This window comes from Pseudophaeobacter arcticus DSM 23566 (genome assembly GCF_000473205.1).
GTDB lineage: Bacteria > Pseudomonadota > Alphaproteobacteria > Rhodobacterales > Rhodobacteraceae > Pseudophaeobacter > Pseudophaeobacter arcticus.
This window is the reverse complement of the sequence record NZ_KI421507.1, coordinates 191,016-203,416: the sequence shown is the minus strand read 5'-3', so window position 1 is coordinate 203,416 and position 12,401 is coordinate 191,016. Positions and strand designations below refer to the sequence as shown.

General features: G+C 60.9%; 12 protein-coding genes. 5 read left to right on the top strand and 7 right to left on the bottom strand.

The features are described 5' to 3' along the window. Window positions 1–3 precede the first annotated feature (3 nt). Together phnH and phnG are read right to left on the bottom strand one after the other, a co-directional pair. Complete coding sequence (gene phnH, locus ARCT_RS0105050; RefSeq protein ID WP_027239082.1) at window positions 4–588, bottom strand: phosphonate C-P lyase system protein PhnH; 585 nt, start codon at window positions 586–588, stop codon at window positions 4–6. After that, entirely contained in the window at window positions 588–1,040 is a 453-nt protein-coding gene (phnG, locus tag ARCT_RS0105045) for a phosphonate C-P lyase system protein PhnG (protein ID WP_027239081.1), read from the bottom strand. Before phnG ends, phnH begins: the two co-directional genes overlap by 1 nt. 107 nt (window positions 1,041–1,147) lie before the next feature. Here phnG and phnF point away from each other — a divergent pair, with 107 nt between their 5' ends. After that, complete coding sequence (phnF, locus tag ARCT_RS0105040; RefSeq protein WP_036784445.1) at window positions 1,148–1,897, top strand: phosphonate metabolism transcriptional regulator PhnF; 750 nt, start codon at window positions 1,148–1,150, stop codon at window positions 1,895–1,897. A gap of 85 nt (window positions 1,898–1,982) precedes the next feature. Here the strand turns inward: phnF and ARCT_RS0105035 are convergent, their stop codons facing one another. From ARCT_RS0105035 to ARCT_RS0105025, 3 genes are read right to left on the bottom strand one after another with little or no spacing between them, the layout of a single operon-like run. After that, on the bottom strand, window positions 1,983–2,786 hold the full coding sequence (locus ARCT_RS0105035; RefSeq protein WP_027239079.1) for a substrate-binding domain-containing protein: 804 nt from the start codon (window positions 2,784–2,786) through the stop codon (window positions 1,983–1,985). After that, window positions 2,783–3,499 (bottom strand): ATP-binding cassette domain-containing protein, encoded by a 717-nt coding sequence (locus tag ARCT_RS0105030; RefSeq protein ID WP_036784440.1) that lies wholly within the window; start codon window positions 3,497–3,499, stop codon window positions 2,783–2,785. The genes ARCT_RS0105035 and ARCT_RS0105030 overlap by 4 nt, the downstream gene beginning before the upstream one ends. Further along, a complete protein-coding gene (locus tag ARCT_RS0105025) occupies window positions 3,499–4,203 on the bottom strand; it encodes an ABC transporter permease (protein ID WP_027239077.1) in 705 nt (234 codons plus the stop codon). The genes ARCT_RS0105030 and ARCT_RS0105025 overlap by 1 nt, the downstream gene beginning before the upstream one ends. Before the next feature lie 439 nt (window positions 4,204–4,642). Here ARCT_RS0105025 and nadA point away from each other — a divergent pair, with 439 nt between their 5' ends. From nadA to nadC, 3 genes are read left to right on the top strand one after another with little or no spacing between them, the layout of a single operon-like run. Beyond that, window positions 4,643–5,695 carry a quinolinate synthase NadA gene (nadA, locus tag ARCT_RS0105015; protein ID WP_027239075.1) on the top strand — a complete coding sequence of 351 codons (1,053 nt, stop codon included), beginning with the start codon at window positions 4,643–4,645 and terminating at the stop codon, window positions 5,693–5,695. A 47-nt stretch (window positions 5,696–5,742) separates the two neighbouring features. Then, window positions 5,743–7,326: an L-aspartate oxidase gene (locus ARCT_RS0105010; RefSeq protein WP_027239074.1), complete on the top strand. Its 1,584-nt coding sequence runs from the start codon at window positions 5,743–5,745 to the stop codon at window positions 7,324–7,326. Between the two features lie 11 nt (window positions 7,327–7,337). Beyond that, the gene (gene nadC, locus ARCT_RS0105005; protein ID WP_027239073.1) at window positions 7,338–8,189 is read left to right on the top strand and encodes a carboxylating nicotinate-nucleotide diphosphorylase; all 852 of its coding nucleotides are present in this window, start codon (window positions 7,338–7,340) and stop codon (window positions 8,187–8,189) included. A 61-nt stretch (window positions 8,190–8,250) separates the two neighbouring features. On the opposite strand, the gene ARCT_RS0105000 is transcribed toward nadC, so the two are convergent. Beyond that, complete coding sequence (locus tag ARCT_RS0105000) at window positions 8,251–10,236, bottom strand: CocE/NonD family hydrolase (protein ID WP_027239072.1); 1,986 nt, start codon at window positions 10,234–10,236, stop codon at window positions 8,251–8,253. Between the two features lie 132 nt (window positions 10,237–10,368). Between ARCT_RS0105000 and ARCT_RS0104995 the strand changes: the two genes are divergently transcribed. Then, complete coding sequence (locus tag ARCT_RS0104995; RefSeq protein WP_027239071.1) at window positions 10,369–11,169, top strand: helix-turn-helix domain-containing protein; 801 nt, start codon at window positions 10,369–10,371, stop codon at window positions 11,167–11,169. A gap of 16 nt (window positions 11,170–11,185) precedes the next feature. On the opposite strand, the gene ARCT_RS0104990 is transcribed toward ARCT_RS0104995, so the two are convergent. Continuing rightward, complete coding sequence (locus tag ARCT_RS0104990) at window positions 11,186–12,298, bottom strand: CaiB/BaiF CoA transferase family protein (RefSeq protein ID WP_027239070.1); 1,113 nt, start codon at window positions 12,296–12,298, stop codon at window positions 11,186–11,188. Window positions 12,299–12,401 lie beyond the last annotated feature (103 nt).

Sequence of the window (12,401 nt, the reverse complement as noted above, 5' to 3'; positions counted from 1 at the left end):
CAATCAGTCCTTTGCCAGAATGGTGGTTGAACGCGGCAAGGCGGCCAGTTGCGCCGCGCAGGTGAAGAAAAAATCCACGCCCAAGGGAAACTGCAGGGCATTGCCCTGACACCTCGCGACATCCGGCAGCGCAAAGAGGCTGCGCTCCTTGATGCCCGGACCGGACAGGCTGGCATTCGGGACGGCAAAATCCTCCAGCTCGACAATCAGAGTGGCGGAGCGGTCCGGGTATTCCGGCGTGCCGATCCGGTATTGGGACAGCGGCATCAAGGCCTGCCAGCTGCCCAGGGCAAAATCCGCCCTGTCAGCGGCAACAAGTGGCGCGCCGGTGTGAAAGGCCAGCCAGGAGCGCAGCGCCGGGCTGTCGACATCCGGCGCCAGATAGACACTGGTTTCCGGGTCACACAACGTCAGCAACAGGCAGCCCGCAGCCGCGGAAATCCCGGCAGGTGGCTCTGCCCCGGTGATGTCCTGAACAGTGCCTGGCCGCGCCATGGCGTTCATCGCCGCGCGAAAGGCATTTGCAGCATCCACGGGCGGCGTCGCAAAGCCACCGCCATAGCTGTTGGTTTTGATATCTAGGGACATCAATCCTCTCCCCGAACCATTGTGAAAAATTCAACCTTGGTGGCCGCAGCCTTGGCCGCCCGCGCCTCCTTGCGGCAGCGTTGCGCCTGCTGGAGCGGCTCCAACACGGCCTGGCGCAGATCCTCTGCCGCTTTGGTCTGCATCAAGGCATCCACCTTGGCGGCAATCTCGGCCTTGGGTTTCGAGCGCCCCTGAACATAGGCATGGCCCACAGTGCCATCCGCCAGCGTCAGCGCACAGCGCGTCACCGTCATCTCGCCCAGGTTAAAAGGCGCGCCGCTGCCGCCCATACGGCCCCGCACCATGACACCGCCAGCCTCGGGCGTGCGGAGCCAATCAAACTCGGGCTCGCTGCCAAAAGCCTGCCACAACTGGCTAAGCTCACCCTCGTCGGCCTGGGCCAGCAGGCTCATCCAGGTCTTGCGTGCAGGAAGGGAAATGTCTGTCTTCATCTGTCAGAGCCTCTTGGCCAGCTTGTCTACATGTTCTATACAACTAGACAAATCATAGCGAAGCCCTGCCCCAAAGCGCAATCGAAACCTTGTGAAAGTTTAGTGACATGCCCCAAAGCGGCCCCAAGACGCCCCTCCCCGGAAACCGCACAGCCGTTTGGAAATCCATCACAATTTCGCTCACGGATGACATCGGACAGGGACGTTATGGCAGCGGCGACAAACTGCCCTCAGAGGCCCAGTTGGCGGCGCGTTTTGGGGTGAATCGCCACACGGTCAGGCGCGCCTTGGCGGCAATGGCCGAGCAGGGGCTGGTGCATGCCCGGCGCGGCTCTGGCGTCTTTGTTGCCGCTGCGCCCACCGATTATCCCATCGGCAAGCGGGTGCGGTTTCACCAGAATATCACCCGCGGCGGCCAGATCCCCGCCAAACGCATTCTGGCACTTGAGACCCGCGCCGCCGACAAGACAGAGGCCGCAGCTCTGGATTTGCAGGCCGGGGATCTGGTGCATGTCTATGACGGGCTCTCGCTGGCAAATGAGCAACCCATTGCCCTGTTTCAAAGCGTCTTTCCCGCGCAAATTCTGCCCGACCTGCTGACCTCCCTGGAAGACCTGCAATCGGTCACGGCGGCGCTCAAGGCCTGTGGCATTGCCGATTACACCCGGCTGGAAACCCGCATTACCGCCAAACTGGCAACCGCGACCCAGGCCCTGCACCTGCAAATTGCGGAAGGCGCTCCAATTCTGCGCACCACGGGTGTCAACATCGACCCAAATGGTCGCCCGGTTGAATTTGGCCGCACCTGGTTTGCCGGAGATCGGGTGACGCTCACCATTGACGGACAAGAGCCATAGGCTCCACGCCGCCAAACGAACGGCCTAAACGAAAAAGGCCCCCGTCACCAGACGGGGGCCCATTCATCAAAAAAGACCAGCGCAGTTACTGTTTGGCGTTAAATACAAACAGGGTTTCGCCGTTGATCTTATAGGTGTTGATCAACTCCTTGGCCCGGTCCGACGTCAGCCAGGCTTCCAGCTTCATCGCCAGATCATTTTTGGCATGGGGGTGCTTTTCTGGGTTCACCGGCAGATAGGCATATTGGTTAAACAAGACCGGATCGCCTGCAAACAGCAGCTCCAGATTGCCCTTGTTGGCAAAGTTCAGCCAGCTGGCACGGTCCGCCATGATATAGGCTTCCATACCTGAGGCCGTGTTCAGCGCGGCTCCCATACCGGCACCAACCGCGCGGTACCAGCTGTCAAACCCTGCAGCGTCAAGACCCGCCGCCGCCCAAAGGCTCAGCTCTTTTTTGTGGGTGCCGCTGTCGTCGCCACGGCTGACAAAGGGGGCCGCAGCCTCAGCAATCAACTGCAATGCCGATGCTGCATCCTTGGCAGCGGCAACCCCTGCGGTATCGGTTTTGGGACCGATAAAGACAAAATCATTATACATGATCTCGCGGCGATGGGTGCCGTTGCCACCAGCAAGGAATTTCTCCTCTGCCTTTTGTGAATGCACGAGAATGGCATCCACATCCCCGGCTTCGCCCAGACGAATGGCCTGACCTGTGCCAACCACCAAAAGCTGAACATCCAGATCCAGGTCCGCCTTGATTTCCGGAAGCAAAATTTCCGCCAGGCCTGAGTTGTGAAAGGAGGTGGTAACCGCCAGTTTCATCTCATCGGCCCAAGCCGCACCAGTCAGTAGCAGGCCTGTTACAGTGCCCAATAGTAGCTGCTTCATTCTACAATATCTCCTCTTAGAAAAGCATGCGCTTGCGTGGTTTTTGGCCCCTCAAAGAACTCCCGGGCCAAAGAAAACTCGTGAATACACCCCTGTAAAACAAACAAAATCTCATCCGCCAGGCGCTGAGCCTGCCCCATGTTATGGGTCGACATGATGAGCCGTGTTCCCGAGGCTGCGGCCCGCAACAAGATCTCTTCGATCTCGCGGGTGGCGCGGCCATCCAGAGAGGCGCAGGGTTCGTCCAGAAACAACAGATCCGGCTCGCGGATCAAAGCGCGGGCCAGCGCCAGCTTTTGCCGCTCGCCTCCGGACAGCAGCGTGGCCTGACGGTCCAGCGCATCGCCCAGATTGATCTGCTCAGCCCACAGCGCCGCACGCGCGCGCGCCTCCGTGCGGGCGACACCGGTCAGTTGCAAGGGATAGGCGATATTATCCACCACAGAGCGGCGCATCATAATCGGGGTCTGAAACACAAAGGCCTGTCGCTGCTGCGCCTCTTCCTTGGCACAGGCCCAATCCAGTGTCCCACCGTTCATCCGCTCGATCCCGTGCAGCATTTTCAGCAGGGTTGTCTTGCCGGCGCCATTTGGACCGATCACAATGGTCGTGCCCTGACCTTGGAGGGTCAGGTCGATGGGGCCAACCAACACCTTGCCACGGCGGCGGACCGTGGCCTGTTTGGCGGCCAGAGGAAACAAGGAGGTCTTCATCACCAACGCCCCTCACTTTCCGTATGACCCAGCCAGTGGATTACCAGGTTGACAGTGATCGCCATGGCGATCAGCACAAACCCGAGGCCCAGCGCCAAGGCAAAGTCACCTTTGCCGGTCTCCAATGCAATCGCCGTGGTCAACACCCGCGTCGCATGGTCGATATTGCCGCCAACAACCATGATGGCGCCGACCTCTCCGATGGCACGGCCAAATCCCGCCAGTGCCGCCGTCAGCAGGGCCCGGCGCCCGTCCCAGAGCAAGGCCTTGATCCGCTGCCGCTGAGTAGCATTCATCGAAATCAGCAGATCGTGGTAATCGCTCCACAGTTCGCGCAGGGATTGGTGCGCAATCGAGGCAATGAGCGGCACGATGATAATGACCTGCGCAATGATCATCGCAGTTGGCGTAAACAAGAGCCCAAACACGCCCAGCGGCCCAGAGCGTGACAAGAATACATAGACAATCAATCCCACCACCACAGGCGGCAGCCCCATCAGCGCGTTCAGCACGGCAATGGTGGTCCGCCGCATCCGAAACCGGCGCACTGCCAGCAGCGCTGCAAACGGCAGGGCAATCACCGAGGCAACCACCAGCGCGGTCAAAGTGACCCGCAGCGAGCGCAAAGTAATTTCTACCAAGTCAGAATCCAGGGTCACCAAAAGCCAGAAGGCCCGTAGCACACCATCCAACAAATCAGCCATTGCGCCTGTTTTTCCCCTCGCTGGGTGGGAGGATAGCCGCCTCCTGCCTTGTCATCATCGGAACTTCATCTGGGTCAAAATCACAGCTATTCCTTCAAAAACAGGGGAATTTTGCCCAGAACCAAAAAATGGACAATTTGTCCATTCCCGCCTTCTACTGCCTCCGCTCTGGGGTCAAATTCGCCTCCTTTTTCTACCGTAACCTGGCCGGTTTCCGCAGCCAATTCAGACCGAAATCTCTGAAAATGCGACGCTGCCGGTGCATTTGTAGTTTCCTTTTGCCGCCGCAATGCGCCAATAGACCTCAACATCGGGCTTCCCTCGCGCTATATTACCGCACAGGCACCGGTATTCCCGGTGCCTCCCTTGCGTGCGGAATTTGAACGTGAAAGAAACCTCACCCAATGTTTCTGCCTGAACACCACCTTAAGGATTAGCCATGTTTGATCTGCAAACCATGCGCGATCAGCTCGCCGCTCACTACGATCTGGCGCCAAACCCTGCCCTGGCGCAGGAGATGTCCGAAGAATATGCCCGCATGAAGCGCGTGGTTACGCCAATGGACTGGGCTCTCCATGCCCCCTATGTGGCTGCCATCAACGCCCTGAAAAAAGAGCGCAACGCGGTCATCTTGGCGCATAACTACATGACGCCCGAAATCTACCACGGGGTTGCAGATGTGGTGGGCGACAGTCTGCAACTGGCGATCGAGGCCACGCGGGTCGAGGCCGACGTCATCGTGCAATGCGGTGTGCACTTCATGGCCGAGACCTCCAAGATCCTCAGCCCGGACAAGATCGTGCTGATGCCGGACATGGAAGCAGGCTGTTCGCTGGCGGAATCGATCACCGCTGAAGGTGTCGCCGAGATGCGCAAACGCTACCCCGGCGCGCCCGTAGTCACCTATGTGAACACCACCGCCGAGGTCAAAGCCGCCTCGGACATTTGCTGCACCTCCTCCAATGCCGCGCAGATTGTCGGCGCCATGGAGTCCGACACGGTCATCATGACCCCCGACCAGTATCTGGCGCAGAATGTGGCCCAGGATGTGCCGCATAAAAACGTCGTCTGGTGGGAAGGCTCCTGCATTGTGCACGAGCAATACAGCGCCAAGGATCTGCGTGAATTCCGCGAATGGAACCCCGGCACCCGATTGATTGCCCACCCCGAATGCCCTCCCGATGTGGTGGCAGAGGCCGATTTCTCTGGCTCCACCAGCGGCATCATCAAATATGTCACCGACGAAAAACCGGAAAAGGCCCTGCTGATCACCGAATGTTCCATGGCCTCCAATATCGCAGACAGCCTGCCAGAGGTGGATTTTGTCGGCCCCTGCAACATGTGCCCCTACATGAAAAAGATCACGCTGGAGAAAATCCTCTGGTCCCTGCACACCATGTCCGAGCCAATCGAGGTTGATCCCAAAGTGGCCGAAGGCGCCCGCAAGGCAGTGCAGAAAATGATCGATCTGTCGCAAAAGCTGGGCCTCTGAGAGGTGCCGCCCCCTCCAGCAACAGTGCAGCTTTGGGAGCCAGGCGCATGAACACCCCAGTTGGGACCACACCGCTGAAAACCGACCGTATCGTCATTGTTGGCGCCGGTCTTGCGGCGCTTTATGCGGCGCTGGAGCTGGCACCACGTCCAGTGCTGATGATCTCGCCCGAGCCCCTGGGCCTGGGGGCCAGTTCCGCCTGGGCCCAGGGAGGCGTTGCAGCTGCCATGGCCAAAAGCGACAGCGCTGAATCCCATGCCCGCGACACCCGCAAGGCAGGCGACGGCACTGTCGATGCCGAGGTTGCCGATATGGTCACCCGCATGGCCCGCGATCATATTCTTGACCTCACGGAACTTGGCGCGCCGTTTGATCGCGATGCTGAGGGCAACTACGTGATGAGCCGCGAAGCCGCCCATTCCGCCGCCCGCGTTGTCCGGGTCAAGGGCGATCAGGCCGGCCAGCAAATCATGGAAACCCTGATCGCAGAGGTCCGCGCCACGCCCTCGATCCAGGTTATCGAGGGCACCGAGGCCCTGCGGCTGGAAACCCGCGCGGAGACCGTGACAGGCGTCTGGATACGGCGCTCTGACCAGCCTTCCGCCCCGGTACTGATCTCCTGCCCCGGTGTCTTGCTCGCCGGGGGGGGCTCTGGCGGCCTGTTTGCCCATACCACCAATCCTCCGCGCATTCGGGGCCAGGTTATCGGGCTGGCCGCCCGGGCCGGTGCCCGCATTGCAGATGCGGAATTTGTCCAGTTCCACCCCACTGCGGTTGACTGCGGCGAAGACCCCGCCCCTCTGGCGACAGAAGCCCTGCGCGGTGAAGGGGCCACCCTGATCAATTCAGAGGGCCATCGGTTTATGCTGGATCAGCACCCGGATGCAGAGCTCGCCCCGCGTGATGTGGTTGCACGGGGCATCTTTGCCGAAACCCAGGCCGGGCGCCGCCCCATGCTGGACACCCGTGCCGCCCTTGGCGCCGAGGTGCTGACCCGCTTTCCGGCCCTGGCCGAAACCTGCGCCCGCGCCGGGATTGACCCGGTAAAAGATCCCATTCCGGTGGCTGTCGCCGCGCATTATCACATGGGCGGGATCGAGACAGATATGCACGGGCGTGCCTCGCTGGAGCGCCTCTGGGTCAGCGGCGAGGCTGCCTCAACCGGGTTGCATGGCGCCAATCGGCTGGCCTCGAACGGGTTGCTCGAAGCCCTGGTCTATGCCCGCCGTGCCGCCCGGGACATCGCAGACACCATCACAAAGCCAAAAGCGCCGGTGGCAGAGCTACACCCTGTGTTCCAGGCAGCAACGTCGAGCATGGATGCGGGTGCGGTGCAACAGCTGCGCCAGACCATGACGGCCCATGTTGGCATGCGCCGCAACGCCGAAGGGCTGCGGCAAGCACTTGCCACCCTGCAGGCGCTGGAAGCAGCCCAGTCTCAGGGCGAGGCCTTTCTCAACATGTGCGCCACCGCCACACTGATCGCCGCCTGCGCCCTGGAGCGACGCGAAAGCCGGGGCGGGCATTTCCGCACCGATTTTCCGCAGGCAGACCCTGCCCTCGCCAAGCGCAGCCAAACCACCCTCAGCGCGGCCCATGCCCTGCGCAACAAGGTAATCCAAAGCCTTTGAAAGGACATCCCATGATCCGCCAAGCTGCCCTGCCCGATCTGCTGCTGGAACCGTTGGTGCGCGCCGCCCTGCATGAAGATCTGGGTCAGAACGGCGATATCACCACCCGCACGGTGATCCCTGCTGAAACCCGCTATACAGCGCGGCTGAATGCCCGCGAGGCCGGTGTTATTTCTGGCATGCAGATCGCCCGCATTGCCTTTCATCTGGTGGATCCCGCCCTGCAGGTTGAAACCCTGGTCGCGGATGGCTCCCCCTGTGTCCCCGGCGATACCTTGATGACCATCAAGGGCTCAGCCGCCGCGATCTTGTCCGGCGAACGCGTGGCGCTGAACTTTGCCGGGCGTCTGTCCGGGATTGCCAGCCTGACCGCCGGGTTTGTCGCTGAAACCAAGGGCACCCAGACCCGCATCACCTGCACCCGCAAGACCACGCCGGGGCTGCGGATGGTGGAGAAACAAGCGGTGATCCACGGCGGTGGCTCGAACCACCGCTTTGGTCTGTCAGACGCGATCCTGATCAAGGACAACCATATCGCCGCCGCTGGCGGCATCCCGCAGGTGTTGAACGCAGCCAAGGCCAGTGTGAGCCATATGATGAAGGTCGAAATCGAGGTCGACACCCTGGATCAGCTGAGCCAGGTACTGGAAACCGGTGGCGCCGATGTGGTGCTACTGGACAATATGAGCACCCCGGACCTCATCCGCGCCGTCGAGATGACCCGTGGCCATCTGGTGACAGAGGCCTCTGGCAACATGAAGCTGGAGCGCATTGCCGAAGTCGCCGCGACGGGTGTCGATTTCATCTCGTCTGGTGCACTGACCCATTCGGCAAGCACCCTGGATCTGGGCCTGGATTTTTAAGACAAAACCGCAACGATGGTCAGGCGAAAGACGCCTGACCTTGGATTTGACCTAAAGCCCGTCACTGAAAGCCGCGCGGGATGGTCTCCTGCCATTCCTTGACCAGAACCTCAGCCCCCTCAGCCCCCTCACGGGCCGTCACTTTGCGCCAGAGATAGAAATTCTCCACGTCGCAACTCATCTTGTTCTCAGTATCAATCGAGACCTGCCAGCCCTCTTGCTCAAAGGTGAATTCCCAGTCACTGGCAAACACAGCGGTTGCCGGGTCGTCAGGGTGGATTGCATAGTGCATCGAAACATGACTGCCCACCGTCAGCCCGTGGTAAGGATCCACCGCCTTGCCGTAATCATCAAAGGTATCCAGCACCACTGTGCCATCTTCGCGGGTTGTGGTCTGTGAGGTGCCGCTGGCGGGCCGCAGCACCTGCGATTGCAGGGTTGGGTAATCGCGCGGCGCACCGGGGTTTTGCGGTGCGATCTCTGTTGCAACGCGCCGCTCCGGCAGGGTGAGTCTAGAGCTCTCCAGATGCAGCGTCACTTCGGCCGCCTGCGGTGCGGGCCAGACGATGGGCCAGTAAGAGGTCGAAAGCGCCAGCCGCAGCTGATGCCCGGCGCGCAGGTGATGGGCACATTCATTCAGTGCGATCTCGGCCTCATAGCGCTGCCCCGGCACCAGCAGCTCTGGGGTTTCATGGCTGTCGCGATGGGTCAGGTTCAGGGTGCGATAGGTGATCCGCTGCGAGATCCCTTCGGGAGAGACATCACACAGCCGTGCCACCAGCTGCGCCACCGGACGGTCAACGCTGAACGAGACCCGCAGGCGCGGCCGCCCTAAAATCTCCAGCGGCTCCGTCAGCGGTGTGGTGTCAAAGTAGGTGGACAAGGCATCGTCCGCTGCCTGATCCCCGGGGAGTTCATTTTCAAACCGCATGCCGGCGCAAAAATAGCCCGCTGCCTGCCCCAGCGTGGCGGGGTTGCGCACAACCCGCTGTCCTGTAGCGACCTCTTCCGACAGTGCCTCTGCGCCCAGATACATCACCCGGTCCCGCACATTGGGCGATGGCCACTGCGCCTCGGCCACCCAGCGGCCCTGGCGGGGCTTGTTCTGCATGGTCGGGTTGAAATGCTCCTGCATATAGGTCCGGTAGTCTGGCAGATCCTGTGCGCCGCTGTCCTTAGCGCGCAGGTAGTGATCAAACCAGGCCAGCACTTCGCCATGGAAATCCGCCGGATCCAGTTTGGCGATATGGGCGTAGCGATGCTCCCAGGGGCCAACCAGCGCCTTGGCGGGCGCGGTGAGATTTGCCGCCAGGGCGGATGGTGTATTCACATAGGCATCCGCCCAGCCGGTGATCGCCAGCACCGGGGCGGTGATGGCCGACCAATCCTCGCAGACAGAGCCGTGTTTCCATTGCTCATCGCGGGTTGGATGGCGCAGCCAGTCAGCGGCCATAAAGGGCATCTCCGCAATCCGTTTGATCCAGTCCGCCCGCCAGTCGGCGCGGTTCTTGGGGTTTGCCGGGCGCGATTGATAGGCAAACATCTGGCTACCCCAATTGGCATTATCGCTGAGCAGGCAGCCGCCCATATAGTGGATATCATCGGCGTAGCGATCCGCAGTCGAGGCCACCGAGACCACCGCCTTGAGCGCCTCGGGACGGCGGAAGGCCAGTTGCAACCCATTGAAACCACCCCAGGAAATGCCGATCATACCGATGTTTCCGTCGCACCAGTCCTGCGCCGCAATCCAGGCCAGAACCGCTTCGCCATCGCTCAGCTCCTGCTCCGAATATTCGTCATCAAAGACGCCTTCGCTGTCCCCCGTTCCGGCGATGTCAACGCGGATACAGGCATAGCCTTCGCTGGCAAAAACCGTATGGGTGGTTTCATCGCGCGGCGCGGTGCCATCGCCCTGGCGATAGGGCAGATATTCCAGAATGGCTGGAACCGGAGTCTGCACCCGTGGCAACCACATCCGCGCGGCCAGGCGGCGCCCGTCGGGCAGGGTGATCCAGGTGGACTCGATCAGGTCATAGGCGTTGGGCATCCGAGGCTCTCTTTTCTGGCTAAAAATCTTGCTGCAATCTCGCCCAGGTCATTGAATTCACATACTGCGCGATTGTGCACAAAGTGACGCTAATGTAAGCATTTTATCGAGACCTCAAAAAGCGAGAGCCAGATGCAGTCCTCCTTTTCCCAAAACCTGCGCTGGCTCTGTGCCGAGGCGGGGCCGATTGCCCAGACCTGCCGTGGCATCGGCATCAACCGTCAGCAGTTCAACCGCTATCTCAGCGGCGGCGGCGCCCCCTCGGCGCATAACCTGCGGCGCATCAGTAAGTATTTTGCCCTGACAGAGGCAGAGCTGCTGGCGCCCCATGCGGAATTCTGCGCCACACAGGGCGCGCGGCTGGATAAGGCAGCGCTGGCCGCAAATCCTTCCCTGCTTCCGTTCAATCGATTGTTTCAAAACCAGGCCCGCCCGCTGCGGCGGTTTTTAGGGATCTATCACGCCTATTACTGCACCCCGACCTGGCCGGGGCAGATCCTGCGCAGTCTGATCCAGCTGCGCGCCCAGGACGGTCTGGTTGTCACCCATACCTATGAGCGGGCCAGTTCCCAGGACGGCAGCATTCGCCAACGCGGGCGGTATCACGGGCTGGCCAGTTTTCAGGGAAACCGGCTTTGCATGTATGAGACATCCCGACGTGAAGGCGGCTTTTTGTCTGAGACGGTTCTGATGCCGGAACACCCGCAACAGACAAGTTACCTGCAGGGGCTGACCCTTGGGGTCTCTGCCCGCCCGGATCAGCAGCCCTTTGCCACCCGTACCGTATGGGTGCGCATCACTGAGCGCACCAGCGCCCGCGAAGCGCTGGCACTGACCGGAGCCTACCCCAGCACCAGCGTCAGGCTGGATCCAAAGGTACGGCGCCTGCTGGGGGATCAGCCCCCCCTCAGCATCACTCCCCAGACGGGGTAAGCCAAAAGCGGTCGGACTATTTGGCCAGCTTGGGCAGTTTTGGTGCCGATTTCTCCAGCGCCAGCTCAGCATCAGAGAATTTCCAGGGACCACGGACGCCAGGGATGCCTTCTGGGGAAATCTGCATTCCGCGATGCTGAAGCTGCGGATCGTCAAAGGCCTGCCCCACAGTATTGATCGGACCGGCCGGAACCGTCGCCGCCTCCAGTGCCGCCAGCAGCTCTCCCCGGGTCCAGCCTGCCAGCACGGTTTCCAGCAAAGTGGTCAAGGCATCGCGATTGGCCACCCGCAGCTGGTTCGAGCTGAACCGCGCATCCGCCTTGATCCCGGCCAGCCCCAGCACATCGCACAAGCGCTGGAACTGCCCATCATTGCCCACGGCCAGAATGATATGCCCATCCTGTACCGCCATGACCTGGTAGGGCGCGATATTGGGATGCGCATTGCCCAGCCGTGTCGGGCTGTCGCCGGTTGCAAGGTAGTTCATCGCCTGATTGGCCAGAACCGCCGTAGCGCAGTCCAGCAGGGACATGTCGATGTGCTGACCCCGGCCTGTGGTATGGCGCTGTTCAACCGCCGCCAGAATACCAATGGTCCCATAGAGCCCGGTGACCACATCGGTGATCGCCACTCCAACCTTTTGCGGCTGGCCAGTGGGCTCGCCGGTGATCGACATCAGCCCCGACATGCCCTGCAGCAAAAAGTCATAACCTGCGCGTTTGGCGTAGGGTCCGTCCTGACCAAACCCGGTGACCGAGCAATAGATCAGTCGCGGGTTCACCTTGGCCAGGCTCTCATAATCGAGACCATATTTCGCCAACCCACCGACCTTAAAATTCTCGATCAGAATATCCGCATCCCGGATCAGCTCCAGCACCTCTGCGCGCCCTGCTTCGCTGCGAAAATCCGCCACAACACAGTCTTTGCCACGATTGGCGGCATAATAATAGGCTGCTGTTTTATCGCCGTCGCGCTCAATAAACGGAGGCCCCCAGCTGCGGGTATCATCCCCGTCCGGGCTTTCAACTTTGGTCACTTTGGCGCCCAAATCCGCCAGCGACTGGCCGATCCAGGGGCCTGCCAGAATGCGCGCCAATTCAACAACTTTGAGGCCAGAAAGCGGGGTCATGGGCTTATCCTTATTCGGGGTCTTGCCCCTTGTGATCAATCCTGACCGCTGTCTACCCCATCCCGTAATTCCCCTGCAATCATTTGATCAAAATCTGTTGCTC